Origin of the sequence: Dactylosporangium vinaceum, assembly GCF_019904175.1 — a bacterium.
GTDB lineage: Bacteria > Actinomycetota > Actinomycetes > Mycobacteriales > Micromonosporaceae > Dactylosporangium > Dactylosporangium vinaceum.
Genome location: NZ_CP061913.1, coordinates 10,379,892 through 10,405,251, shown reverse-complemented (window position 1 = coordinate 10,405,251; position 25,360 = coordinate 10,379,892). Strand labels below are relative to the sequence as shown.

Annotated in this window: 23 protein-coding genes; 15 read left to right on the top strand and 8 right to left on the bottom strand. The window is 70.7% G+C overall.

Annotation, left to right across the window (positions count from 1 at the left end; genetic code table 11):
- Nucleotides 1-6 precede the first annotated feature (6 nt).
- The gene (locus Dvina_RS46760) at nucleotides 7-567 is read left to right on the top strand and encodes a GNAT family N-acetyltransferase (protein WP_223097983.1); all 561 of its coding nucleotides are present in this window, start codon (nucleotides 7-9) and stop codon (nucleotides 565-567) included.
- A gap of 163 nt (nucleotides 568-730) precedes the next feature.
- On the opposite strand, the gene Dvina_RS46755 is transcribed toward Dvina_RS46760, so the two are convergent.
- Nucleotides 731-2,914, bottom strand: a complete 2,184-nt coding sequence (locus Dvina_RS46755; RefSeq protein WP_246655775.1) for a transglycosylase domain-containing protein — start codon at nucleotides 2,912-2,914, stop codon at nucleotides 731-733.
- 47 nt (nucleotides 2,915-2,961) lie between these two features.
- On the opposite strand from Dvina_RS46755, the gene cobC reads away from it, so the two are divergent.
- From cobC to cobA, 3 genes are read left to right on the top strand one after another with little or no spacing between them, the layout of a single operon-like run.
- Nucleotides 2,962-3,978 (top strand): Rv2231c family histidinol phosphate aminotransferase CobC, encoded by a 1,017-nt coding sequence (gene cobC / locus Dvina_RS46750; RefSeq protein WP_223097981.1) that lies wholly within the window; start codon nucleotides 2,962-2,964, stop codon nucleotides 3,976-3,978.
- 3 nt (nucleotides 3,979-3,981) lie between these two features.
- On the top strand, nucleotides 3,982-5,025 hold the full coding sequence (gene cobT / locus Dvina_RS46745) for a nicotinate-nucleotide--dimethylbenzimidazole phosphoribosyltransferase (protein WP_223097978.1): 1,044 nt from the start codon (nucleotides 3,982-3,984) through the stop codon (nucleotides 5,023-5,025).
- On the top strand, nucleotides 5,022-6,227 hold the full coding sequence (cobA, locus tag Dvina_RS46740; protein ID WP_223097975.1) for a uroporphyrinogen-III C-methyltransferase: 1,206 nt from the start codon (nucleotides 5,022-5,024) through the stop codon (nucleotides 6,225-6,227). Before cobT ends, cobA begins: the two co-directional genes overlap by 4 nt.
- Here cobA and Dvina_RS46735 read toward each other — a convergent pair.
- The 3 genes from Dvina_RS46735 to Dvina_RS46725 all read right to left on the bottom strand — a co-directional run bounded on the left by Dvina_RS46735 (nucleotide 6,216) and on the right by Dvina_RS46725 (nucleotide 10,835).
- Nucleotides 6,216-6,713: a VOC family protein gene (locus tag Dvina_RS46735; protein ID WP_223097972.1), complete on the bottom strand. Its 498-nt coding sequence runs from the start codon at nucleotides 6,711-6,713 to the stop codon at nucleotides 6,216-6,218. The two genes, cobA and Dvina_RS46735, sit on opposite strands and share 12 nt — an antisense overlap.
- A gap of 63 nt (nucleotides 6,714-6,776) precedes the next feature.
- Nucleotides 6,777-9,350: a trehalose-phosphatase gene (gene otsB / locus Dvina_RS46730; RefSeq protein WP_380028625.1), complete on the bottom strand. Its 2,574-nt coding sequence runs from the start codon at nucleotides 9,348-9,350 to the stop codon at nucleotides 6,777-6,779.
- Nucleotides 9,351-9,434: 84 nt separating this feature from the next.
- Nucleotides 9,435-10,835 carry an alpha,alpha-trehalose-phosphate synthase (UDP-forming) gene (locus tag Dvina_RS46725; protein WP_223097969.1) on the bottom strand — a complete coding sequence of 467 codons (1,401 nt, stop codon included), beginning with the start codon at nucleotides 10,833-10,835 and terminating at the stop codon, nucleotides 9,435-9,437.
- 109 nt (nucleotides 10,836-10,944) lie between these two features.
- On the opposite strand from Dvina_RS46725, the gene Dvina_RS46720 reads away from it, so the two are divergent.
- The 8 genes from Dvina_RS46720 (at nucleotide 10,945) to Dvina_RS46685 (ending at nucleotide 18,128) form a co-directional block, all read left to right on the top strand.
- Nucleotides 10,945-11,478 (top strand): hypothetical protein, encoded by a 534-nt coding sequence (locus Dvina_RS46720; protein WP_223097967.1) that lies wholly within the window; start codon nucleotides 10,945-10,947, stop codon nucleotides 11,476-11,478.
- A gap of 111 nt (nucleotides 11,479-11,589) precedes the next feature.
- Complete coding sequence (gene ettA / locus Dvina_RS46715) at nucleotides 11,590-13,269, top strand: energy-dependent translational throttle protein EttA (protein ID WP_223097965.1); 1,680 nt, start codon at nucleotides 11,590-11,592, stop codon at nucleotides 13,267-13,269.
- Between the two features lie 42 nt (nucleotides 13,270-13,311).
- Nucleotides 13,312-13,686, top strand: coding sequence for an acyl-CoA thioesterase (locus tag Dvina_RS46710; RefSeq protein ID WP_223097955.1), 375 nt, complete (start codon nucleotides 13,312-13,314; stop codon nucleotides 13,684-13,686).
- Nucleotides 13,686-14,309 carry a DUF8185 domain-containing protein gene (locus Dvina_RS46705; RefSeq protein WP_223097953.1) on the top strand — a complete coding sequence of 208 codons (624 nt, stop codon included), beginning with the start codon at nucleotides 13,686-13,688 and terminating at the stop codon, nucleotides 14,307-14,309. The genes Dvina_RS46710 and Dvina_RS46705 overlap by 1 nt, the downstream gene beginning before the upstream one ends.
- Nucleotides 14,310-14,478: 169 nt before the next feature.
- Nucleotides 14,479-15,033 carry a type III secretion system chaperone family protein gene (locus Dvina_RS46700; RefSeq protein ID WP_223097951.1) on the top strand — a complete coding sequence of 185 codons (555 nt, stop codon included), beginning with the start codon at nucleotides 14,479-14,481 and terminating at the stop codon, nucleotides 15,031-15,033.
- 339 nt (nucleotides 15,034-15,372) lie between these two features.
- A complete protein-coding gene (lepA, locus tag Dvina_RS46695) occupies nucleotides 15,373-17,250 on the top strand; it encodes a translation elongation factor 4 (RefSeq protein WP_223097950.1) in 1,878 nt (625 codons plus the stop codon).
- A gap of 14 nt (nucleotides 17,251-17,264) precedes the next feature.
- Nucleotides 17,265-17,762, top strand: coding sequence for an NUDIX domain-containing protein (locus Dvina_RS46690; protein WP_223097947.1), 498 nt, complete (start codon nucleotides 17,265-17,267; stop codon nucleotides 17,760-17,762).
- A gap of 87 nt (nucleotides 17,763-17,849) precedes the next feature.
- Nucleotides 17,850-18,128, top strand: coding sequence for a GlsB/YeaQ/YmgE family stress response membrane protein (locus Dvina_RS46685; RefSeq protein WP_223097945.1), 279 nt, complete (start codon nucleotides 17,850-17,852; stop codon nucleotides 18,126-18,128).
- Nucleotides 18,129-18,223: 95 nt separating this feature from the next.
- Here the strand turns inward: Dvina_RS46685 and Dvina_RS46680 are convergent, their stop codons facing one another.
- From Dvina_RS46680 to Dvina_RS46670, 3 genes are all read right to left on the bottom strand, one after another.
- Complete coding sequence (locus tag Dvina_RS46680; RefSeq protein ID WP_223097943.1) at nucleotides 18,224-19,147, bottom strand: phytanoyl-CoA dioxygenase family protein; 924 nt, start codon at nucleotides 19,145-19,147, stop codon at nucleotides 18,224-18,226.
- 153 nt (nucleotides 19,148-19,300) lie between these two features.
- Nucleotides 19,301-20,194 (bottom strand): VldE C-terminal domain-containing protein, encoded by an 894-nt coding sequence (locus Dvina_RS46675; RefSeq protein ID WP_223097941.1) that lies wholly within the window; start codon nucleotides 20,192-20,194, stop codon nucleotides 19,301-19,303.
- A 66-nt stretch (nucleotides 20,195-20,260) separates the two neighbouring features.
- Entirely contained in the window at nucleotides 20,261-21,037 is a 777-nt protein-coding gene (locus Dvina_RS46670; protein WP_223097939.1) for an enoyl-CoA hydratase family protein, read from the bottom strand.
- Between the two features lie 17 nt (nucleotides 21,038-21,054).
- Here Dvina_RS46670 and hemW point away from each other — a divergent pair, with 17 nt between their 5' ends.
- Complete coding sequence (hemW, locus tag Dvina_RS46665; RefSeq protein ID WP_223097937.1) at nucleotides 21,055-22,251, top strand: radical SAM family heme chaperone HemW; 1,197 nt, start codon at nucleotides 21,055-21,057, stop codon at nucleotides 22,249-22,251.
- Nucleotides 22,252-22,302: 51 nt separating this feature from the next.
- Here hemW and Dvina_RS46660 read toward each other — a convergent pair whose 3' ends face one another.
- The gene (locus Dvina_RS46660; protein ID WP_223097935.1) at nucleotides 22,303-22,956 is read right to left on the bottom strand and encodes a DUF4870 domain-containing protein; all 654 of its coding nucleotides are present in this window, start codon (nucleotides 22,954-22,956) and stop codon (nucleotides 22,303-22,305) included.
- A 183-nt stretch (nucleotides 22,957-23,139) separates the two neighbouring features.
- Here Dvina_RS46660 and hrcA point away from each other — a divergent pair, with 183 nt between their 5' ends.
- Both hrcA and dnaJ read left to right on the top strand, forming a co-directional pair.
- Nucleotides 23,140-24,162 carry a heat-inducible transcriptional repressor HrcA gene (gene hrcA / locus Dvina_RS46655; protein WP_223097930.1) on the top strand — a complete coding sequence of 341 codons (1,023 nt, stop codon included), beginning with the start codon at nucleotides 23,140-23,142 and terminating at the stop codon, nucleotides 24,160-24,162.
- A 53-nt stretch (nucleotides 24,163-24,215) separates the two neighbouring features.
- A complete protein-coding gene (gene dnaJ, locus Dvina_RS46650) occupies nucleotides 24,216-25,340 on the top strand; it encodes a molecular chaperone DnaJ (protein ID WP_223097928.1) in 1,125 nt (374 codons plus the stop codon).
- The last annotated feature ends 20 nt before the right edge of the window (nucleotides 25,341-25,360 follow it).

Genomic DNA, 25,360 nt, shown 5'->3' with positions numbered 1-25,360 from the left:
TGGTCGGTGGCGCTGCGGCGCTTTCCATCGTTGCTGGTCGAGACGCCGCGCCTGACCGTGCGGCCCCTGTGCGCCGACGACGACAAGCGGGTTGCCGAGATCTTCGCCGATCGCCTGGTCCGCCGCTGGCTCCCGGTGGCGGCCGACGAGATGGAGGAGTTCGACGGCTACGCCTGGTGCACCGAACTGGCCGTCGAACGCCGGGACAGCGGGGCCGGCGATCATTACGGCATCGTTCGCCGGGAGGATGGGCGCCTGGTCGGCTGCCTGTGGACCAAGAATACCGACTGGCTGACCCGCTCCACCGAAATCGCCTGCGCCGTGGCCGCCGACGCGCGCGGCTACGGCGTCGCTCCGGAGGCCGTCGACGTGCTTGCGCTGTCGCTGCTGCTGGAGCACCGCTTCCAGCGCATCGAACTTCGCGTCGCCCCCGGCAACATCGCCTCGCGCCGGGTTGCCGAGAAGGCCGGCTTCACGTACGAGGGGCTCCTGCGCAACGCCGGCTCCCTCGCCAGCGGCCGGGTGGACCTCGAGAGCTGGTCGCTGCTGCCCTCCGACATCCGGTAGGCCGAGCCCCTCCGCACTACGCGAGAGACCACCACTCGGGCGAGCCCTGGTCGCGGGACGAAAGTCCGCCGTCGTCGTGCGAGCCGAATCACATGAGGAGGGCCGCACGTGTGATGGGAGGGTGCGCCTGCGAAGCGGTGTCTGGAGCCGAGGCGGGGGAGGGCTAGGTGCGGGTTCGCGGTTTGGGCTTCGGGGCTGCGCTCTTGCCGGCGATCTGAGGGCTTGGCGGGGTGAAGCCGCGGACGGGAGTGCCGGCCAGGGCGTCGCGCAGTGTCTCGGCGACCGTCTCGCGGGGCTTGCCGGCGTTGCCGGTGCCCACGCGGTGCAGGGGGTTGTCCGGGTCGGCGATGAAGCCGGCGATCGTCAGGCCCGGGGTCATGCCCACGAACCAGGCGGCCCGGTCGTCGTCGGTGGTGCCGGACTTGCCCGCGACCGGGCGGTGGACGGTCGGGAAGACGCGGGGTGCGGTCGACCAGCCGCCGCAGTCGCCCATCGCGGCCTTGTAGCCCGTCACGCACCGGGCCGCGTCGACAGCGCCGCGGGCCACGTCGACCCCGACCACCTGGGCGCAGCGGGGCTTCGCGACCTCGACGCCCTTGTCGTCGACCACCGGCTTGCCGTTGACGTCCGTGATGGACGTGACGGGTATCGGGTCGCAGTGCACGCCGTCGGCCACCACCGTGGCGAAGGCGCCGGCCATCTCCAACGGGGTGGTGTCGGCTACGCCCAGAGTGAAGGCGCCCCAGCCCTTGGCCTTCGCGGGGGAGGCCTGGAGCTGGTCGATGCCCGTGCGCCAGCGTAGGCCCAGCCGCTCGGCCATGCGGACCGCGGAGTCCGCCCCGACGCGCTGCTCCAGCTGGACGAAGAACGTGTTGACGGACTTGCCGAAGCCGGACCACATCGTCTGCCGGCCGGTCATCGCGTCGGAGGCGTTGGACGGGCACCAGTTGTCGTTGCCGCAGTGGGCGGGGCTGTCGCGGCCCGTCTTGTACTTCGTCTGCACCGTCTTGGGTGAGTAGATGGCCGTGGACAGCGGCAGGCCCTGCTCCAGCGCGGCCAGCATGGTGAACATCTTGAACGTCGAGCCCGCCTGGTAGCCGGCCATCTCGTCGCCGCCGCCGAGGAGTGGGTTGACCGTGTTCGGATAGTTGCCGCGCAGGCGTTTGCGCTGCCTCGGGTCGGAGTGCGGGCCGTTGCTGGCGCGGTCGAGGGAGTACACCCGGTTGACAGCCATTGCCCTGATGTAGCCGGTGCCGGGCTCGATGGCGACCTGGCCCAGGGCGTAGGGGCTGCGGGTCCCGACCCGCTTCAGGATCTGCTGCTCCGCGATGGCCTGGACCCGGGGATCGAGGGACGTGACGATTTTGTACCCCCCGCGCCGCAACTTCTCCAGCCGCTCGGTCGAGTTCGCGCCGAACACGGGCTGGTCGGCCCACCAGGAGCGGAACATGGCGCAGAAGAAGCCGTACCCGGACTGGGTGGCCAGGCAGTCGTTCGGCGGGTCGGTGAGCTTGAGGGCGATCGGTGCCGCGTGGGCGGTGGTGGCGTCGGTGCGGTTCACGTACTGCAGATCGACCATGCGATCGATGACGTAGTTGCGGCGCGTGGTCGCGGCTTTGGCGTCGGAGGCGGCCGGGTCGTACGACGACGGGGCCTGCACCAGGCCGGCCAGGAGCGCGGCCTCCGACACGGTGAGGTCGGCGGGCTTCTTCGAGAAGTAGACCTCGGCCGCGGCCTGGATGCCGTAGGCGCGGTGGCCGAAGTAGGCGACGTTGAGGTACCTCTCCAGGATCTCGCGCTTGCCCATGTGTTTTTCGAGCTCGATCGCGAGCTTCATCTCCCGCAGTTTGCGCGCGCCGGTCTGCTCGGTGGCCGCGTTGACCTCGGCCGGGGTGCGGGCGGTGTCGCGCAGGACGTTGCGGACGTACTGCATCGTGATCGTCGAGGCGCCCTGCGACACGCCGCCGGCCTTGTGGTTGGCGACGAACGCGCGGGCGACGCCCTTGAAGTCGACGCCGTGGTGCTCCCAGAAGCGGGCGTCCTCGGCCGCGACGATCGCGTGCTGGATGTTCGGCGACATGGAGGCGAGCGGGGTGTAGGTGCGGTACTCCTCGTAGAACTGCGCGAGCATGCTGCCGTCCGCGGCGTACACGTGCGTCGTCTGGGCCGGCATCGACTGGCGCAGCGCGTCCGGCGGCATGGCCAGCGCGTCGGCGCCCTTCTTGGCCCCCATGCCGCTCACCGCGGCCAGGGGATAGATCAGCGCCGCTACGGCCAGCCCCACGATGAGCCCGGTCCGCAGGAGCGCGAGGAGGCCGCCGGCCACTCGCAGCGTGCGCGTGATCACATTCTCACGCTAGGACAATTCGGCTCGCCGTACGCGACGATCGCGGGATGCTGCGGTTCCACGGCGATGCTGAGATCGCGCCCGGCCTCGTCGACCTCGCCGTCAACGTGCGCCAGGAGGCGCCGCCGTCCTGGCTGGCCGGGCCGATCGCCGCGTCGCTGGCCGACCTCGCGCGCTACCCGGACCCGGCCGAGGCGACCGCCGCGATCGCCGCCCGGCACGCCCGCCCGCCGGAGGAGGTCCTGCTCACGTCCGGCGCCGCCCAGGCGTTCGTCCTGCTGGCCCAGGCCCTGAGGCCCGCCCGGCCCGTGGTGATCCACCCGCAGTTCACCGAGCCGGAGGCGGCCCTGCTGACCGCGGGGCACCCCGTGGCCCGGGTCGAGCTCAGCGAGGCCGACGGCTTTATGTTGAAAACGGCGGAAGTGCCAGAACAAGCCGATTTGGTGGTACTGGGAAATCCGACAAACCCGACATCGGTGCTCCACACCGCGGCTGATGTCGCGGCGCTCACCAGGCCCGGCCGGGTGACTGTCGTCGACGAGGCGTTCGCCGACACGATCCCGGGCGAGCCGGAGTCCCTGGCGAGCCGCCGCGACCTGCCCGGCCTGCTGGTCATCCGCAGCCTGACGAAGACCTGGGGCCTGGCCGGCCTGCGGATCGGATACGTGCTCGGCGCGAAGGACCTCATTGACCGGCTGCGCGAGCACGCTCCACTGTGGAGTGTCTCAACGCCCGCGCTCGCGGCCGCCATCGCCTGCGCCTCGCCGCGGGCCGTGGCCACGGAGCGTGAGATCGCCACGGCCCTCGCCGCCGACCGGGACCACCTCGTGGCGGCGCTGCGGGCGGCCGGGGTGACCGTGGCCGGCGTGCCCGCGAGCTCGTTCGTGCTGATCAGGGTGGTGGACGGTGAGCGGGTGCGCGTCGCGCTGCGCGCGCGGGGTTTCGCGGTGCGACGCGGCGAAACCTTCCCGGGGCTGGGTGCGGACTGGTTACGTATTGCCGTGCGGGACACTGCCACGAGTGACGCCTTCGTCGCGGTGTTGTCGAACGTACTGGGAGGGTGAACCATGCTGAACGAGACGATCGCCGCGATCCGGCCGCTCGACGACGAGGCCATCGCGGCCGCGCGGGCGCTGCAGGCCCGGCTGACCAAGCCGATGGGGTCGCTGGGGTCCCTGGAGACGCTTGCCGTGCGGCTGGCCGGGCTGGCCGGCACGTGCCCGCCGCCGATCCCCGAGCCGGCCGCTCTGGCGATCTTCGCCGGTGACCACGGGGTGCACGAGCAGGGTGTGACGCCCTGGCCGCAGGAGGTCACCGCGCAGATGGTGGCCAACTTCCTGGCTGGCGGCGCTGTCGTGAACGCGTTCGCGCGCCAGGCCGGCATCGACGTCACGGTCGTGGACGTGGGCGTGAAGGCCGAGCTGGACCCGGCCGAGGGGCTGCTGTCGCGCAAGGTCCGGGCCGGGACGCGCGACCTGAGCGTCGAGCCGGCGATGACCCGCGAGGAGGCGATCCAGGCCATCGAGGTCGGGATGCAGGTCGCCGAGGATCTGGTGAACGGCGGCGCGCGGGCACTGCTCACGGGTGACATGGGCATCGCCAACACCACGCCCTCGGCCGCGCTCATCGCCGCATTCACGCACGCCGACCCGGCCGCCGTGACCGGGCTCGGCACCGGCATCGACAGCGAGACGCATGCCCGGAAGGTGGCGGTGGTCACGGCCGCCGTCGTCGGGCTGCAGGCCGAGGACCCGATCGACGTCCTGGCCGCGGTCGGCGGGCTGGAGCATGCGGCGCTGGCCGGGTACATCCTCAAGGGCGCCGAGCTGCGGGTGCCGGTCATCCTCGACGGTGTCATCGCCGCCTCGGCCGCCCTGGCCGCCCACGCGCTCGCCCCGGCCGCGAGCGCCGCCATGGTCGCCGGGCACCGCTCGGCCGAGCCGGGCGCCTCCGTGGCCCTGGGTTATCTTGAGCTCGAACCGCTCGTCGACCTGGGCCTGCGCCTGGGCGAGGGCACCGGCGCCGCCCTGGCGCTGCCGATCGTGGCCAGTGCTGTCCGCGTGTTGCACGAGGTTGCCACTTTCGATTCCGCTGGAGTTGCCCACAAGTGAACCCCTACCCCCTCGGTTTGCGGCTGGACGGGTTGCGCGTGCTGGTGGTCGGCGGCGGTGCGGTCGCCACCAGACGCGTGCCCGGCCTGCTCGATGCGGGCGCGGACGTCGTGCTCGTGTCGCCCCACATCACCCCCGCCCTGCGCGCCCACCTCGACGCCGGCCGGATCACCTGGCGGGAGCGCCGCTTCGAGCCCGCCGACGTCGAGGACGTCTGGCTGGTCCACGTGGCCGTCAGCGATCCGGAGGCGGCCCACGCGATTAGCGAGGTGACAGCGGCCAAGCGGATCTTCACCGTCCGCGCCGACGACCGCCACGCCGCCACCGCCTGGACCCCGGCCGTGACCCGCCAGGGGCCGCTGACCGTGGCCGTCCTGGCCGGCGGCGACCCGGCCCGCGCGGTCGCGGTCCGCGACGCCATCGCAGAGCAGCTGACCACGCTGCCCGCCACCGCGCCGGACCTCGGCGGCACCGTCGCGCTCGTCGGCTCCGGGCCCGGCGACCCCGAGCTCCTCACCGTCCGCGGCCGCCGCCTCCTGGCCGCCGCCGACGTGGTCGTGATCGACCGGCTGGCCGCCGGCCTCCTCCTGGACGAGATGCGGCCGGATGTCGAGCTGGTCGACGCCTCGAAGATCCCCTACGGCCCCTCGGTCGCCCAGGAGGAGATCAACCGGGTCCTGGTCGAGCGGGCCAAGGCCGGCAAGTTCGTCGTGCGGCTCAAGGGCGGCGACCCGTACGTCTTCGGCCGCGGCGGCGAGGAGCTGCTGGCCTGCGCCGAGGCCGGCATCCCGGTCACGGTCGTGCCGGGGATCTCCAGCTCGATCGCGGTGCCGGCGCTGGCCGGCATCCCGGTGACCCACCGCGGTCTGGCCCAGGAGTTCACAGTCGTCTCCGGCCACCTGGCCCCGGGCCACGCCGGGTCTCTCGTCGACTGGCCCGCCCTGGCCCGGCTCAAGGGCACGCTCTGCATCCTGATGGGCCACAAGAACCTGCCCGCGATCGCCTCGGTCCTGCTGGAGCACGGCCGGGCGCCCGACACGCCCGTCGCCGTGGTGCAGGAGGGGACGACCCCCTCGCAGCGCTCGGTCCGGGCGACGCTCGCCACGGTGGCCGACGCGGTGCAGGACGCCGGCCTGCGCCCGCCCGCGGTGATCGTGATCGGGCCCGTGGTCGACGCCCTGGCCAACGGTTCAGCGCTGTAGCTGCCGGAGCGCCCGGTCGAGGGTGGCGAAGACGGTGTCCGAGCCACCCTCCCAGTGCGGCACCGGGTCGGGCCGGCCCGGTGCCGGCGCCCACAGCCACCAGAGGTTCTGCCAGCCGTCGAGCATCCGGCCGAGCGTCGTCTCGCCGTAGAACGGGGTCGGCTCGGTGACGACTGTGGCGCCGCGGCCGGTGGCCCGCTCCAGGACCGCGGTGACGTCGCGCACCCATACCTGGAGCAGCCCCGGCCGCGCCGGCCAGCCGTCCTGCCGATCGGCGACCATCAGGTCGACGGTGCCGAGCCGGAGCTGGGCGTGGATCAGCGTGCCGTCCGGCATCGCCGTGCGCGCGCCGGCGTCCTCCTCGGCCCCGAAGACGGCGGCCACGAAGTCGACGAACCCGGCGGCGCCGTCCACGATCACGAACGGGTTGAGCACCGCGCCGGCGTTCGGCACCGACTGCGGGGGCAGCAGCATCTCACTCGTCATACAGGCAGTCTCCCCGCGGATCCGGCCACGTTCTGGCCGGATCCGCGCAGGAGCGATCGGTGCTCAGCTGCGGTCCAGCTCCAGGGCGCAGCGGATGAGGCCCAGGTGGGAGTACGCCTGGGGGTGGTTGCCCAGGGCCCGCTCGGTCAGCGGGTCGTACTCCTCCGGAATCAGGCCGGTGGGGCCGGCGCACTCGATGAACTGGGCGAACAGCTCCTCCGCGTCGGCCCGGCGGCCGGTGCGCAGGTACGCCTCGATCATCCAGGTCGTGCAGAGGTGGAAGCCGCCCTCGGCGCCGGGCAGGCCGTCGTCCCAGCGGTAGCGGTACACCGTGGGGCCCTCGCGGAGGTCGGCCTCGACGGCCAGGACGGTGGCGAGGAAGCGGGGGTCGTCGTCCTCGAGCAGGCCGGACAGGCCGATCCACAGGACCGACGCGTCCATCTCCTCGTAGCCGTAGGCGACCGTGTAGGCGCCGACCTTCTCGTTCCAGCCCTTGTCGAGCACGTTGTCGGCGATCGTCCGGCGCAGGGTGTGCCAGACCTCGGGGACCGGACGGCCCTGGCGCTCGAAGAGCCGGATGCCCCGGTCGACGGTCATCCAGCACATGACCTTGGAGTACACGTAGTGGCGAGGGCGGCGACGAGCCTCCCAGATGCCGTGGTCCGGCTCGTGCCAGCGGCGCTCGACGGCCTCGACCATGGCGTTCATGAGGGCGAAGTCGCCCTCCTCCGGCGGGCGGACGTCGGCCAGGGCGCAGAGCAGGTCGGCGACCGGGCCGAAGACGTCCAGCTGGACCTGGCCGTTGGCCGCGTTGCCGATGCGCACCGGACGGGAGCCTGCGTACCCGGGGAGTGCCTCGATCACGGCCTCGGGGCCGAGCTCGTTGCCGTCCAGGGTGTAGAGCGGGTGGAGGCGCTCCGGGTGGCCGTCGGTGTTGTCGGAGACCCGCAGGGTCCAGCGGACCAGGGACTCGGCCTCCTCGAGGGAGCCGAGGTCGACAAGGGCCTTGGCGGTCAGGGACGCGTCGCGCAGCCAGCAGTACCGGTAGTCCCAGTTGCGGGAGCCGCCGATCTCCTCGGGCAGCGACGAGGTCGCCGCGGCCAGGATCGCGCCGCTGGGCTTGTGCCACAGGCCGCGCAGGGTCAGCGCGCTGCGACGCACGAGGTCCTTGGCCACCGAGGGCAGCTTCAGCGACTCGGCCCAGTCCCGCCACAGGGTCTCCGCCGCGATCTGCCGCTCCGCGATGGGGACCCGCGGCGCCTCGACCGAGTCGGTGCCGAGCCGCAGCTCGAGCATGGCCGACCCGCCGAGCTCGTTCAGGTCGACTGTCGCGCGCGCGGTGTCGCTGTGCCCGTCCGACGTGATCTCCCACTCGATGCCGGGGGAGTACAGCGCGATCGGCTCGTTGGAGCCCAGCACCAGCAGCCCGTCGCCGCCGATCGGCTGGAGGCGGATGTGCACCTGGCCGAAGTCGGGGCGGGGGACGAAGTCGATGCGGGCGCGGGAGCTGCCCGAGAGCACGCGGATCAGCGAGTTGCCGGTGCGGTGGTGGTCCAGCCAGTCGGTGACGGTGAGCCCCGACCAGCGGGTCTCCACCGTCATGGTGCCCGGCCGGTACCGCTGCCCGAGCGGGATGCCGCCCCGCTCCGGCTGCACCGTGAAGTGCCCGGCCGCCGTGTCGCCGAGCAGGTCGGCGAAGACCGCGCCCGAGTCCGGCTTCGGGTGGCACAGCCAGGTGACCCGGGCGGCCGGGGTGAGCAGCGCGACGGTGTGGGTGTTGGAGAGCATCGAGTGCCGCTCGATCGGCACCGCCTGCTCGCCGAAGAGCCAGCGGCGGCGGGTGAACAGCAGCAGCTCCAGGACGGCGACCGCGGCGTCGGCGTCGTCGATGCGGAACCGGGCCTGCGTCTCCTCCTCGACCGTGCCGACCTTGACGCCGAGGTCGGGGCCGTGGAGGTGGGCGAACGCCTTCTCGTCGGTGGCGTCGTCGCCGAGGTACACGACCGCGCTGGCCGAGGCCTGCATGCGCAGCGCGTCGACGGCCACGCCCTTGTCGGTCGGCACCACCGAGAGCTCGATGACCTCCTTGCCGGTGGTCACCTCGATGTCGGGCCACAGGGCCGCCCCGCTGCGGACCGCGTCGAAGACCCGCTGGGCGACGTCCCGCGGCGCCGCCCGGGTGTGGACGGCGACGCTTGCCGGCTTGCCCTCCAGGCGCACGCCGGGCTGGTCGCGGCAGATGGCGTTGAGCGCAGCCTGCAGTTCGGAGCGGCGCTGACTGCGCTCTGGCGGCAGCTCGTCGACGTAGCCGACGTCGAACTCGGAGCCGTGGCTGCCGACGAGGCGGACCTCGGCGGGAAGGCGGGACAGGGCCGCGAGGTCACGCAGCGCGCGTCCGCTGATCACGCCCACCGTCGTCTGCGGCAGCGACGAGAGCGCGCGTACGGCGGCTACGGACTCCGGCGAGGGAGTCGCCTTGGTGGGGTCGGCAACGATCGGCGCGAGGGTGCCGTCGTAGTCACATGCCACCAAGAGGTTGGGCACGCGGGCGACGCGTAGCACCGCCGCGCGGAGGTCCGGGTCGAGCGAGAGGCCGTTGCCTGTCGCCGAGATCTGGTTCATGTCCGGCCTGTTCATGGAAGTGGGTTGTGCGATCAGGGTGTGCAGGGTGTCTGGTAGTGCCGGCGTTGCGGTGAAGCGGGCGCCGAGCAGACGGGCGGGTCATGATGCGGCGCCGAGCGCGTCGAGGAACGAGTCCGCCCAAGTTCGGACATCGTGGGCGCGCAGGTGGGAATGCATAGCATGCATACGCTTGCGACCCTCGACCGGGTCGACCTCAATCGCACGCATGAGTGCGTCTTTCACCCCGTCGAGGTCGTGCGGGTTGCACAGAAACGCCTGGCGCAGCTCGGCCGCCGCGCCGGCGAACTCGGACAGCACGATGGCGCCCCGGCCGTCGGCGTGGGCACCGACATACTCCTTCGCCACCAGATTCATGCCGTCCCTCAGCGGAGTCACCATCATCACGTCGGCCGCAACATACAACGCGGCCAACTCAGCCCGACTGTACGACTGATGGAGATAGTGCACGGCGGGTTGGCCAACTCGTCCGTACTCCCCATTGATCCGCCCGACCTCACGCTCGACGTTCACCCGGAGCGTCTGGTAGTGCTCCACCCGCTCCCGGCTCGGCGTAGCCACTTGTACCATCACCGTCTCGGGTGCCGTGAGTCGTCCATCTGACAGCAGTTCGCGGAATGCCTTGAGCCTTCTTTCGATGCCCTTGGTGTAGTCGAGCCGGTCCACGCCGAGGATGATCGTGCGCGGCTCGCCCAGCTCGGTGCGGATGGCGGCCGCCCTGGCCTGCACTTCGGGCGATGCGGCCAGCCGGCGCATCTCCTCGACGTCGATCGAGATCGGGAACGCCTCCGCACGCACGGTGCGCCCCTCCCACTCAACGATTCCGCGGCGCACTCGGGTGCCGAGCAGATGTCGGGCCAGTTGGACGAAGTTCTGTGCGCCGAGTGGTCGCTGGAAACCAACCAGATCGGCACCGAGCAAGCCCTTGAGAATGTCGGCGCGGCGCGGTAGCTGCATGAAGAGTTCGACGGGCGGGAATGGGATGTGCAGAAAGAACCCGATCTTGAGGTCGGGCCGGGACTCGCGCAGCAGGGCCGGTACGAGCTGCAGCTGGTAGTCCTGCACCCACACGGTCGCGCCGGGCGCGGCGTCCTCGGCGACCGCCTTGGCGAACCGCTCATTGACCAGTCGGTATGCGTCCCACCATCGACGCTTGAAGATCGGTGTCTCGACCGCGTCGTGGTACAGCGGCCACAGACTGGAATTGGAGAAGCCCTCGTAGTACCGCTCGATCTCGCCCGCGCTCAGTGGCACGGTGTGCAGGGAGATGCCGCCGGCCTCGAAGGTCTCCTCCTTGGCGTCGGTGTCCCCGGCCCCGCCGGGCCAGCCGGTCCAGGTGCCGTTGCGCTGCTGGAGCACCGGCTCGAGCGCCGTCACCAGCCCGCCCGGGCTCCTGCGGTACGTGATCTCCCCGTCCGGGCCGACCACTTTGTCGACGGGCAACCGGTTGGCGACCACTACGAATGCACTGTCTCCAGCCACGTGTCGAGTCCTCCCCCTGGGTGATCCACCCTCGTACTTTCAGCCTACTGATCCCCGGAGCGACCTGGCAGCATGCGGAGTGCTGGCTCACAGGTGCGATCCTGCGTGCATGTCGCGGACCGTCGTATTGCTCTCAGTACTCATCCTCGCGGTTGTCGGAGCGCTCTCCGGATATGTGCTCGGCTTACGCGACATCGATGAGAATAAGTCACTGGCCGGTGACGATCCGTCGGCGGTATCCTCGGCTGAGGCATCGGCCGGCAGCCCGGCCGTCCGCCGCGCGACCGGCGACTGCCCGCAGTTCATCAGCGCCGCCGCGAAGCTACAGGACGCCGGCGTCGCGGTGCCGCTGAAGCTGGTGCAGTACCTGCGGACCGACGCCGACAAGGAAGCCTGGATCTGCCGGGAGAGCGACGGGACGGGGCTCTGGTACCAGGGCCACGACCGCAAGCCCGACTGGTACTCCGAGGGCGAGATCCCGGTCGAGGGGCAGAACGGCCTGCTGCGACCCGGTGTCGTCGAGGACGCCAAGAACCGGACCTACTCGGTGACGAACAACGGGACCACCTACGTGGTGAGCCTCAAGGGCCTCAAGATCGGCAACTCGACGTACGGCGTGGCGCAGCTCAACCCGCCCGCCTGAGCGGTCCGGAGGGCGCGGCTGCTGGGCCCGATTGGGCGCTCGGGGCGGGGCCTGGGAAGATTGCGGCGAACCCATACACGTTTTTGTTTCAAGCGGAGGTAGGAGCGCACCGTGGCGCAGTACATCTACGTGCTCGAGAAGGCGCGCAAGGCGCACGGCGACAAGGTCGTGCTCGACAACGTCACGCTGTCGTTCCTGCCCGGCGCGAAGATCGGTGTGGTCGGCCCGAACGGCGCCGGCAAGTCGAGCCTGCTCAAGATCATGGCGGGGCTCGACAAGCCCAGCAACGGCGAGGCCCGGCTCATGCCCGGCTACACCGTCGGCATGCTGCTGCAGGAGCCGCCGCTCAACGAGAGCAAGACGGTCCTGGGCAACATCGAGGAGGCCGTCGCCGAGACCAAGGCCAAGCTCGCCCGGTTCAACGAGGTGGCCGAGCTGATGGCGACCGACTACACCGAAGAGCTCATGGACGAGATGGGCCGCCTGCAGGAGGAGCTCGACCACGCCGACGCGTGGGACATCGACTCCAAGCTGCAGCTGGCCATGGACGCGCTGCGCTGCCCGGCCCCCGAGGCCGACGTCACCCAGCTCTCGGGTGGTGAGCGCCGCCGCGTCGCGCTGTGCAAGCTGCTGCTCGAGGCGCCCGACCTGCTGCTGCTCGACGAGCCCACCAACCACCTGGACGCGGAGAGCGTCAACTGGCTGGAGCAGCACCTGCAGAAGTACGCCGGCGCCGTCCTGGCCGTCACCCACGACAGGTACTTCCTGGACCACGTGGCCGAGTGGATCGCCGAGGTCGACCGCGGCCAGGTCCACGGCTACCAGGGCAACTACTCCACCTACCTGGAGAAGAAGGCCCAGCGGCTGGCCGTGGCCGGGCGAAAGGACCAGAAGCTGCAGAAGCGCCTCTCCGAGGAGCTCGAGTGGGTCCGCTCCAACGCCAAGGCCCGCCAGACCAAGTCGAAGGCCCGCCTCGAGCGCTACGAGGAGATGGCCAACGAGGCCGAGAAGACCCGCAAGCTGGACTTCGAGGAGATCCAGATCCCGCCGGGCCCGCGCCTGGGCAACCTGGTCATCGAGGCCAAGGACCTGGTCAAGGGCTTCGACGAGCGCGGCGTGCTCATCGACGGGCTGTCGTTCACGATGCCCCGCAACGGCATCGTCGGCATCATCGGCCCCAACGGTGTGGGCAAGACCACGCTGTTCAAGACCATCGTCGGGCTGGAGAAGCCGGACGCCGGGTCGGTCCGGGTCGGTGACACGGTCAAGCTGTCCTACGTCGACCAGAACCGCTCCGGCCTCGACGGCGACAAGACGGTCTGGGAGGTCGTCTCCGACGGCCTGGACCACCTCATGGTCGGCAAGGTCGAGATGCCGTCGCGGGCCTACGTCGCCGCGTTCGGCTTCAAGGGCCCCGACCAGCAGAAGCCGACGAAGGTCCTCTCCGGCGGCGAGCGCAACCGGCTCAACCTCGCGCTGACGCTGAAGATCGGCGGCAACGTGATCCTGCTGGACGAGCCGACGAACGACCTCGACGTCGAGACGCTGTCGTCGCTGGAGAACGCGCTGCTTGAGTTCCCCGGCTGCGCCGTGGTCATCTCCCACGACCGGATGTTCCTGGACCGGGTGGCGACGCACATCCTGGCCTGGGAGGGCGACGACGAGAACCCGGCCAAGTGGTTCTGGTTCGAGGGCAACTTCGAGTCGTACGAGAAGAACAAGGTCGACCGGCTCGGCCCCGAGGCGGCCCGACCGCACAGCGTTACCTACCGCAAACTGACCCGTGACTGACGGTAACGAACCGCAGTGGCTCGTTTCATCTATCACTGCGCCTTGCGCTGGTCCGATCTGGACGCGTACGGCCACGTCAACAACGCGCGCTTCCTCACCCTCTACGAGGAGGCGCGCGTTGCCCTGATGTTCACCGCGGCCCGGGCGGCCGGGCTGGAGTCGTTCGAGAACGGCATCGTCATCTCACGTCATGAGATCGACTATCTGCGGCCGATCGACTACGGCGACCCCGTCCGGATCGAGCTGTGGATCGAGGAGATCAAGGCATCCCGATTGATCGTGGCGTACGAGCTCTTCGACGGCGAGGAGCTCGCGTCGCGGGGCCGGACCGTCTGCGTCCCCTACGACCTGGAGGCCGGCCGGCCCCGCCGGGTGCGCGACGTCGAGCGCGAGTTCCTCTCGCCTTACCTCGGATAATGGGCTGGCTGGCGGGCTCCGGCCGCTCCGACGCGCGCGCGTTCGCCGCCCGGGTGGTCCACCTCGACCCGGCCGCGGTCGTGCGGCTGCGCCCGGCCGGGGAGGACGCGGTGGCGCTCTGGTCGCGGCTGCCGTGGGGCGTGCTCGTCACCCGCGGCATCGCCGCGACGGTGGCCCGGGACCGGACCGTCGCGGCCCGGGATCTGCTGACGCCGGTCGATGATCTGCTTCCCGTATCGCGGGACACGGATTGGCGATGGTCGCTGCCGCCGGGGCCCGGGACGACAGTCGAGCGGGTCCCTGCGGCCGACGTCCGCCGGGTCGGCGCGGCCGCCGCGGAGACGGTCCGGACCGCGTCCGCGCACGGGGTCGGCGGGCGGCCGATCGGCTCCCGGATGCTGCGCGACGCGCTGCTGGATCATGAGCCCATCGTGGTCACCACCGACGCGGGGCGGCGTATACCGGTTACGCAGCGTCTCGTCCAGGCCGTCATCCGGATGGGGTTCGTCGCCGGCGGCCCCGACGAGTTCGTCGATGTCCGGATTTCGGGTCCATGGACGGCTCTGGCCTGCACATATGGCTCTGCCTGGCATCGCGGCGGCGGATCTCTGCTCATCGGATAGACGGCTATAAGACCCTCACCCGAACGGGTGGTGCAAGGGTGAAATTGGGGGCTGCTGAAACTCGACCGAACGGGTACCGTCCTCTTTCGGGTCCACCGCCGAGCGAATTCGGTTGGCGACGGACCGCACATGCGGGTGGAGGCGCACGGGGGAGCAGGGAGCCGGAACGATGCCAAGGTGGCCATGGCGGACGGAGCAGACGGGCGAGTCGAAGAGCGACTCGATCGTGGCTCAGCTGCCGCGGGACGACGCAACCTCGACGATCGACGGAGCGGGCGACAATCCGCAGGAGGACGGCGCCGGTGTGATCGCGCCGGTGACACTGCTACGGGTCGCGGATGCCCTCGAGAAGCTCGACATCCGCTACCTGACCGACGGAGACGGCAGCCTGCTCGCGCTCTGGGAGCGCCACGCGGTGCTGTTCGCCCTGGAGGGCCCGTCGGACGAGATCCTGGTCATCCGGGCCCGGCCGCACGCGACGGTGCCGCCGGACTGGGCGGACCGCTCCTACCGGGTGGTCAACGAGTGGAACCACACGCGGCGGTTCTACAAGGCGTACATCGGCGACCCGACCGATCGCGGCCAGCTGCCGATCTACGCCGAGATGCAGGTGCCCCTGCTCTCCGGCGTGCACGACGCGCTTATCGCCGAGCTCGTCGACTGTGCGGCCGTAGTGGCGCTGGGCTTCGTGGACTGGCTCCACGACGAGGGTGCGCTGCTCTAAGCCCTGCCGCCGGCCACGCCTACACGCTTACAAGCGACAGGACCCGCTCCGGAGCGTGCCTGTGTTCCGGTCCCACGTGACGCCCGGCCGGCGAGGCCGGGCGCGCGACCGTCTCACCGGCCCCCGTTCCGGGCGAGGCCGGGGGACCGCGGTCCAGTATTGAATGCAGCGCTCTCGATGTACTCTCGGCCGCCTCTCACAAGCCTCTTGATATCGGCAAGTGAGGGAGCAGTACCCGCAGGACACCGGACTTACACCTCAAAATAAGGCCGGTGGGGGTAACGGCCGCGGGCGTGGGACGATGTAAGAGATCCCCAGCCCGATGGAGAACGGACGCCTGTGCCACCGACGATCGACCCCGGCGCAAACCGCCCCGGCGCCACCGTGCCGGACCGGATCCGCAACTTCTGCATCATCGCCCACATCGACCACGGCAAGTCGACGCTGGCCGACCGGATGCTGCAGCTGACCGAGGTGGTCGAGGCGCGGCAGATGCGGGCGCAGTATCTCGACCGCATGGACATCGAGCGCGAGCGCGGCATCACGATCAAGAGCCAGGCCGTGCGCATGCCCTGGACCGTCCGCGAGGGCGGCCGGGCCGGCGAGAGCTTCGTGCTGAACATGATCGACACACCGGGGCACGTGGACTTCACCTATGAGGTCTCGCGCAGCCTGGCCGCCTGCGAGGGGGCCGTCCTGCTCGTCGACGCCGCGCAGGGCATCGAGGCGCAGACCCTGGCCAACCTGTACCTCGCGCTCGAGAACGACATGCAGATCATCCCGGTGCTCAACAAGATCGACCTGCCGGCCGCGCAGCCGGAGAAGTACGCCGAGGAGCTGGCCCACCTCATCGGCTGCGAGCCCGACGACTGCCTGCGGGTCTCGGGCAAGACCGGCGTGGGCGTCGCCCACCTGCTCGACGAGATCGTCAGGCAGATGCCCGCGCCGACCTTCGGCAACGACGGCGCCGCCCGCGCGATGATCTTCGACTCGGTCTACGACGTGTACCGCGGCGTCGTCACCTACATCCGGGTCGTCGACGGCCGGCTCGGCGCCCGCGACCGGATCAAGATGATGTCCACCGGCGCCGTCCACGAGCTCCTCGAGATCGGCGTCATCTCACCCGAGCCGATCAAGAGCGACGGGCTGGGCGCCGGCGAGGTGGGCTACCTCATCACCGGCGTGAAGGACGTCCGCCAGTCCCGGGTCGGCGACACCGTCACCATCAACGCCAAGCCGGCCACCGAGCCGCTGGGCGGCTACAAGGACCCGAAGCCGATGGTCTACTCGGGCCTCTACCCGATCGACGGCTCGGACTACCCGCTGCTGCGCGACGCGCTGGACAAGCTCAAGCTCAACGACGCCGCGCTCGTCTACGAGCCGGAGTCGAGCGCGGCCCTGGGCTTCGGCTTCCGCTGCGGCTTCCTGGGCCTGCTGCACCTGGAGATCATCCAGGAGCGGCTGGAGCGCGAGTTCAACCTCGACCTGATCTCCACCGCGCCCAACGTGGTCTACCGGGTGATCACCACCGACGGCACCCAGGTCGCGGTGACCAACCCCAGCGAGTTTCCCGACGGCAAGACCGGCGAGATCTTCGAGCCGACCGTCCGGGCCACGGTGCTGACCCCGAACGACTACGTCGGCGCGGTCATGGAGCTGTGCCAGGGCCGGCGCGGCACGCTGCTCGGCATGGACTACCTGTCCGCCGACCGGGTCGAGCTGCGCTACACGCTGCCGCTCGGCGAGATCATCTACGACTTCTTCGACCAGCTCAAGAGCCGCACCAAGGGCTACGCCAGCCTCGACTACGAGCCGTCCGGCGAGCAGGCGTCCGACCTGGTGAAGGTCGACATCCTGCTGCACGGCGAGCCGGTGGACGCCTTCAGCTCCATCGTGCACAAGGACAAGGCGTACAACTACGGCGTCACGATCGCCGGGAAGCTGCAGAAGCTGATCCCGCGCCAGCAGTTCGAGGTGCCGATCCAGGCCGCGATCGGCAGCCGGATCATCGCCCGCGAGACGATCCGGGCCATCCGCAAGGACGTGCTCGCGAAGTGCTACGGCGGTGACATCAGCCGTAAGCGCAAGCTGCTGGAGAAGCAGAAGGAAGGCAAGAAGCGGATGAAGATGGTCGGGCGCGTGGAGGTGCCGCAGGAGGCGTTCATCGCCGCGCTGTCGACCTCGGACGCCCCGGTCGCCGACAAGCCCAAGAAGTGACGGGAGCGGGAGCGGTGGCCGCCGGCCGATACTGCCCCCGCTGCGGCGGCCCCACGGGTGAGCTGCCGGCCAAGTGCGGCGCGTGCGGGTACGAGACCTACCTCAACCCGCGCCCGACCGGCACCGTCGTGCTCCTGCGCGGCGACGGCACGTTCCTGGCCATCCGGCGGGCCCATCCGCCCCGGGAGGGCTGGTGGGACCTGCCCGGCGGGTTCTGCGAGGGCTTCGAGCACCCGGCCGAGGCGGCCGTGCGCGAGGCCCGGGAGGAGCTCGGCGTCGAGGTCGAGCTGGGCGAGTTCGCCGGCATGCACATCGGCGTCTACGAGTTCCAGGACGAGCAGCTGCCCGTCCTGGAACACTTCTGGGTGGCCACCATCAAGGCCGGGCAGATCGCCCTGGACCCGGCCGAGGGCAGCGAGTACGCCTGGCTGCCCCTGGACGACCCGCCGGAGATGGCGTTTCCCTCGATGGACGTCGTTCTGAGAAATCCGGTCGTCCGCCGATCTTCATGACGTTTGGTGTCGAACTCCTCCGGGCAATAGAGGTTCAACCGCAAAGCACGACCCCCCTGGTTGAGCTTAGTAAGAGGAGGAAGACCAGTGACTGTCACCGGAATCATCACCGCGCTGATCGTCGGTCTCATTGTCGGCGCGCTCGGGCGGCTGGTCGTCCCCGGCCGTCAGAACATTCCGATCTGGCTGACGATTGTCGTCGGCATCATCGCCGCGTTCCTCGGCACCCTGATCGCGAACGCGGTCGGCATCTCCACCGACACGCCCGGCGTGGACTGGGGCGAGCTGCTGGTCCAGGTGCTCGTGGCCGCCGTGGGCGTTGCCCTCGTCGCCGGCTTCGCGGGCCGGGGCCGACGCGCCCTGTAAGTTTCACAGTCTGAACAATGCGCAAGGCCCCCGGTCGGCGAACCGGGGGCCTTGCGCATTTTTGCACGATCGCCAAGCGGGTCAGGCAATAAAACTCAGCGGAGCCAGGGAATGGAACGGTCCAGCAGCCCGCGGGTCTTCAGCTCCTTGCGGAGCGGAATCTCCTCGTCGATGTAGCCGTTCCAGTTGATGCCCCAGTAGTTCGCCGTGTGGGTCGCCTCGCCGAGCAGTTGACGCTGCACCGGCGTGCGGTTCTTCCACCACTCGCCCTCGCGGTCGATCGCCATGTCGTCGAGGATGCGGATCCACCGGTAGGTGTAGCCGATGAACAGCATCTTGCGGGTGATGTTGGAGTAGTTGGGCGACCGCGAGTGCCAGAGGCGGCGATCGAAGATGAAGCAGTCACCGGGGTTCGCGGTGATCTCGACGGTGCCCTCGGGGTCGGGGTTGTGCACCGTGGTGTCGGCCGGCCGGGGCAGCGAGTTCCAGAGGTGGCTGCCCGGGATGACCTTGGTGGCGCCGCGGCCGGTCTCCGACAGGTCGGAGATGACGTAGGCCACCTTCAGCGAGAACATCGGCCGCGGGAGGTTGGGGTCCATCGTCTCCGGGTCGGAGTTCTGGCGGTACCCGTCCTGGTGCCAGCCCCACGACGGCGGCTCCTCCACGGAGGTGGGCGGCGTCACGTCGAGGTGGTTGTGGTGCGTGTAGATGTTCCACCCGGCCAGGCCCCACATGTACGGGAAGATGGTCGGCTGGGTCAGCAGGTGCCCGAAGAGCTCGTCGCGGTTGAGGAAGCCCAGCAGGTGCAGCGTGCCGTCCTTCTTCAGGTGCTCCGCCGTCCCGGCTGCCACCTCCTCGTCGTAGACCCGGTCCATAGCGGCCTCGAGCGCCGCCCGGTGCTCCTCCGTGAGGACGTTGCGGACCAGCAGGAAACCGTTCTCCAGGAACTCCTTACGGTCGGCGTCACTGATCGGCTCGTAGCCGGTGAGGCCGCCGTAGTCGGGTGCAGCGGACGTCATGTCCTCCCCTAACGTTTTTTGTGGTACCCGTGCTCGTGTTGTCTCGAACGACCGATGGTAACGCGAGGTGCATGCGCGGCCGACTCGGGAGTTGGGCAGGCGACAATGTCCGATCGGGCGACAACCTGCTGGTCGCGCTGAACGTCTAGGTCCCTAGTAGACCTCGGCGACGACCCGTTCCCCGCCGGGACCGGCGTCGATGCCGCCACGCTCCGTCACGTGGGCCCACGCTCCGCTCGCCGCGGTCCACTGCATGTCGGCGTAGACGACGCGCTTGATGCCGCTCTCCTGGGCGTGGGCCACCAGCCAGTGCGCGTACTGCCACCCCGACTTCGGCTCGCTGACCTTGAGCGCCACCCCGACCAGGTTCGACACGTTCGTCGTCTTGACGCTGCCCCAGTCCAGCTTGAGGCTCGCACCGAGCGAGCGGGCGGCCTCGGGGCCGTGGCTGGCCTCCTCGGTCACGGTGCAGGCGACCGCGCCGGTGACCTCACCGCTGAGGGCCTTGACCATGATCTCGGACTCGTCGGTCCACTTCTCGTAGGCGCCGGGGTGGGCGCTGCGCTGCACGGCCTGGGCGGCGTCGGTCACGCTCATCCGGTCCCAGCCCTTGATCTTGAGCAGGGCGGTGAAGAAGGCGTTCGCGGCGTACCGCGGGTCGGCGATCTGCTCCGGCTCGCCCCAGCCCTGGCTCGGGCGCTGCTGGAACAGCCCTATCGAGTCCCGGTCGCCGCCGGTCAGGTTCTCCAGCTTCGACTCCTGCCAGGCGGTGGCCAGCGCGATGACCAGCCCGCGCTGCGGGATCTTGCGGGTCAGCCCGACGGCGGTGACGGTGGCCGCGTTGGCCAGCTGGTCGGAGTCGAGCTCGACCTCGGCCGCGCCGGTGCTCGCCCCGGCGGCCGCGGTGCCGGAGCTGACCACGCAGGCCCGGCTGGTCGCGATCCGCAGCGGGATGTCCTGGCTGACCCGGTTGGCGATGACGTACGCGCACAGCGCCACGGCGACGGCGGCCAGGGCCGCGATCGTCAACAACCGGCGGGCGCGCATCCATCACCTCCTGATCACCGCAACGTCAGGTCGAACAGCGTACGTTCCGGTCGCCACCGGCCGCGGTCAGGCGGCGCCGTCAGGTACCCAGTTCGGGTCCCTTTTCTCCCGGAATGCCAGCATGCCCTCCCGGCCCTCGTCGGATCCGAAATACGACACGGAAATCTCCGTCAGCGCCCGGATCTGATGGCGGAACCGGTCGGTCCGCGGCTGGCGCAGCAGCTCCTTGGTGCCGGCCAGGGCTTCGGGGGCGCCGCGGACCAGCGCGGCCACGTACGCCGCGACGGCCGCGTCCAGCTCCTCCGGCGCCACCGCGGCGGTCACCAGGCCCACGCGCTCGGCGCGCGCGCCGTCGAAGGTGGCGCCGGTCAGGTACAGCTCCGCGGCGTCTCGGGAGGAGAGCCGGGGAAGCACTGTGGCCGAGATCACCGCCGGCACCACGCCGATGCGGACCTCGGTGAACGCGAACGTGGCGTCGGTGCTGCACACCGCGATGTCGGCGGCGGCGATAAGCCCCAGACCGCCGGCCCGGGCCGGTCCGGCGACCCGGGCGACGACCGGCTTGCGGCCCTCCCAGATCGCGGCCAGCACGTCGCCGAGCCGGGTGATCGGCGGCCGGCCGGAGCCGATGGCGGCGGCGGTCTCCTTCAGGTCGGCGCCGGAGCTGAACACCGGGCCGGTGTGCGTGAGCACTATCGCGCGGACCGAGTCGTCGGCGTCAGCCGCGGCCAGGGCGGCCAGGAGCTCTTCGATCAGGGCCGTGGACAGCGCGTTGCGGTTGGGCGGGCTGTCCAGGGTGAGCGTCGCCACGCCACGCCCCGTTTCCGATCGCACGAGAGGCATGCGGGCACACTAGTGAAATGCCCGGAGCACTACCAGAAGGCGAGCCGATGCCTCGCGACGGAGCCCTGCCCGACGGGGCCGCCGCCGGCGCCGGGCGAGACGGCTTCGGGGTCTACGTCCACGTGCCGTTCTGCGCCACCCGGTGCGGCTACTGCGACTTCAACACCTACACCGCGAGTGAGGGTGTGCTGAGCGCCGGCTACGCCGACCAGGTCCTGGCCGAGCTCGCCCTGGCGGCCAAGGTCGTCCAGCCGTCCCGAGTCGACACGATCTTTTTCGGCGGGGGTACTCCCACCCTGTTGCCTCCGGCCGAACTCGCCAGAATCCTGGACGGGATCGACCGCACGTGGGGCCTGTCCGCCGACGCCGAGGTGACGACCGAGGCCAACCCCGAGTCCGTCGACCTCGCCGCGCTGCGGGAGCTGCGGGCGGCCGGCTTCAACCGGATCTCCCTCGGCATGCAGTCGGCGGCGCCGCACGTGCTGGCCGTCCTCGACCGCCGGCACACACCGGGCCGCCCTCCAGCGGCCGCCGCCGAGGCCCGGGCGGCCGGGTTCGACCGGGTCAACCTGGACCTGATCTACGGCACGCCGGGGGAGCGGCCCGAGGACTTCGCCGCGTCCCTGGCCACCGTCATCGACGCCGGTGTGGACCACGTCAGCGCCTACGCCCTCATCGTCGAGGACGGCACGCGGATGGCGGCCCGGATGCGCCGGGGCGAGCTGCCGTACCCCGACGACGACGTCGCCGCCGACCGCTACCTGGCCGCCGACGCGGCGCTGCACGCGGCCGGGTTCACCTGGTACGAGGTGTCGAACTGGTCGACGGACTCGCCGTGCCGGCACAACGAGCTGTACTGGCGGGGCGGGGACTGGTGGGGCCTCGGCCCGGGCGCGCACAGCCACGTCGGCGGGGTGCGCTGGTGGAACGTCAAGCACCCGCACGCCTACGCCGCCCGGCTCGCGGACCTCGCGTCGCCGGCGCAGGCCCGGGAGGTACTGACGCCTGACGAACGGCACATGGAGGACGTGCTGCTGCGTATCCGGCTCGCCGACGGCCTGCCCCTCCGCGTGCTCGACGCGGCCGGCCTGGCCGGGGCCCGGGAGTGCCTGGCCGACGGGCAGCTCGACGCGGCGGCGTTCGCGGCCGGGCGGGCGGTCCTCACGCTGCGGGGACGGCTCCTGGCCGACGGGGTGGCCCGGGCTCTGACATGAACTCTGACATGAAAAAGGGCGGCCCGGCGGCCGCCCCTCGTCACAGGGCTCTTACTTGATCATCCGGATGGACATCGGGTAGCGGTACAGCTCGCCGTTGTTGGCCTTCATGCCGCCGATGATCGAGAAGACCAGCGGGACGATCGCCACGAGCATCGGCAGGAAGAACAGGATGCCGAAGGTGCAGACCGCGATGACCACCGAGACGAGGATCGCGATGCCCCAGGTGATGTGGAAGTTCAGGGCCTCGGTGGCGTGCGCCTTGACCGTCGGCGACTCGTTGCCCTTCGCCAGGAGCGCGATGAGCGGGGCGATGAAGCCCAGGAAGATGCCGCCGAAGTGGGCGATGAGGGCCCAGGTCTTCTCATCGCTGTTGGCGTAGCCGACCGGAGCGCCGCCGGGCGCGCCGTAGGCGCCGGGCTGCTGGTAGCCGCCGGGCTGCTGGTACCCCGGCTGCTGGTAGCCGCCGGGCTGCTGGCCGTACTGCCCGGGCTGCGGCTGCTGGTAACCGGGCTGCTGGCCGTAGCCGGCGCCGGAGGTCGGAGGCGTGCCGTAGGCCCCGCCGGACGTGGGGGGCGTGCCGTACGCCCCGCCGCTCGACGGCGGCGGGTACCCGCCACCCGACACGGGCGGCTGGGGCGGATACCCGTAGTTAGGGTCCTGCGGCTGGCCGTAGTCCCCCGGGGGGCGAGGTGGTTCACTCATGCCGCCACCGTAGGGGCATCGATCAAGTGGCGCCAGCGACACGGCATGACTTCTTTTAGACAACTTTTACCCAGTACAGCGCCGGTAGCGCCTATGGTGCGGCAAACGATCATCGCGTGCTCTGGGCCGCCTGACGTAGACTGGCACTCACCAGTTGGGAGTGCCAGTCCTTGAGGAGGTGCCATGGGCCTTGACGAGCGCAAGCTTGAAGTGCTTCGCGCCATCGTCGAGGACTACGTCGCCACCCAGGAGCCGGTCGGCAGCAAAGCGCTTGTCGAGCGGCACAACCTGCGGGTTTCCCCGGCGACTGTCCGCAACGACATGGCCGTCCTGGAGGAGGAGGGGTACATCCGGCAGCCGCACACCAGCGCGGGCCGGGTGCCCACCGACGCCGGCTACCGGCTGTTCGTCGACAAGCTCTCCCGGGTCAAGCCGCTCAGCCAGGCCGAGCGCCGGGCCATCGAGCGGTTCCTGATCGGGGCGGTCGACCTCGACGACGTCGTCCACCGCACGGTGCGGCTGCTCGCGCAGCTGACCCGGCAGGTGGCGGTGGTGCAGTACCCGAGCCTGTCCCGGGCGAGCGTGCGCCACTTCGAGCTGGTCCCGATCTCCACCACGCGGCTCATGGTGGTGATGATCGCCGAGACCGGCCGGGTGGAGCAGCGCCTGGTCGAGCTGCCGGGGCCGATCCTGGCCGACGACGTCACCGAGCTGCGCCGCCTGATCAACGAGAAGCTTGTCGGCAAGCGCCTGGCCGAGACGCCGCCCCTGGTGGTGGCCCTCGTCGAGGAGGCGGCGCCGGGGCTGCGGCCGCCGATGACGGCCCTGTCGACGGTGCTGCTGGAGACGCTCGTCGAGCGGTCCGAGGAGCGCATCGCGCTCGCCGGGACGGCCAACCTCGCCCGCGGCGGCCTGCTGGACTTCCAGGGCTCGCTGCGCCCGATCCTCGAGGCGCTCGAGGAGGAGGTCATCCTGCTCAAGCTCTTCGGCGAGGTCGAGCCGAGCATGACCCGGGTGCGCATCGGCGACGAGAACGAGATCGAGGACCTGCGGACCGCGTCGATCGTGGCGACCGGCTACGGCCCGGGCGCGACGATCGTCGGTGGGATGGGCGTGCTCGGCCCGACCCGCATGGACTACCCCGGAAACATCGCGACTGTGCGTGCCGTGGCACGCTACGTCGGCGACCTGCTGGCACAGAGTTGACAACTGTATTGATCAGCGTTGCACTCAGCATCGACTCAGGGGCATAGGACTCAGTGGCGAAGGACTATTACGGGATTCTCGGCGTCAAGCGGGACTCCACAGCCGATGAGATCAAGCGGGCCTACCGGCGGTTGGCCCGCGAGTTCCACCCGGACGTCAATCCCGACCCGGCGGCGCAGGAGAAGTTCAAAGAGATCAACGCCGCGTACGAGGTCCTGTCCGACCCGCGCAAGCGGGAGATGGTCGACCTCGGCGGCGACCCGCTCGCACCCAGCGGCGGCGGAGGCGGCCCCCAGGCCGGCACGTTCGTCGGCTTCCAGGACATCATGGACGCCTTCTTCGGCACCCAGTCCGCCCGCGGGCCGCGCCCGCGCGTGCGCCCGGGCGCCGACGCGATCCTGCGCCTGGACCTCGACCTGCACGAGACGGCCTTCGGCGTGGAGGCCCCGATCCAGGTCGACACCGCCGTGCTCTGCACCACCTGTCAGGGCGCCGGCACCGCGCCCGGCACGCACCCGCAGACCTGCGAGATCTGCCAGGGCCGCGGCGAGGTCCAGTCGGTCCAGCGCACGTTCCTCGGCCAGGTCGTCTCGGCCCGCCCCTGCTCGGCCTGCCAGGGCTTCGGCACCGTGATCCCGCACCCGTGCGCGACCTGCGGCGGCGACGGCCGGGTCCGCACCCGCCGCTCGCTGACCGTCAAGATCCCCTCGGGCGTCGAGGACGGCATGCGCATCCGCCTGGCCCAGCAGGGCGAGATCGGCCCCGGCGGCGGCCAGCCCGGCGACCTCTACGTCGAGATCCACGAGCGCCCGCACGACGTCTACTCCCGCAAGGACGACGACCTGCACTGCCGCGTGACGGTCCCGATGACCGCGGCCGCGCTCGGCACCCGCCTGACCATCAAGACGCTCGACGGCGAGGAGACGGTCGACGTCAAGGCCGGCACCCAGCCGACCTCCACGCTGCGCATCCGCGGCAAGGGCGTCCCGCACCTGCGCGGCGCCGGGCGCGGCGACCTCTACGTCCACCTGGACGTCCGCACCCCGACCCGGCTCGAGCCGGAGCAGGAGCGGCTACTGCGCGAGTTCGCCCGCACGCGCGGCGAGGAGGTGGCCGAGCTGTCCAAGCAGGGCGGCTTCTTCTCGCGCATGCGCGATGCGTTCAACGGCCACCAGTGAGCGGTCCGCTGCGCAGCGCC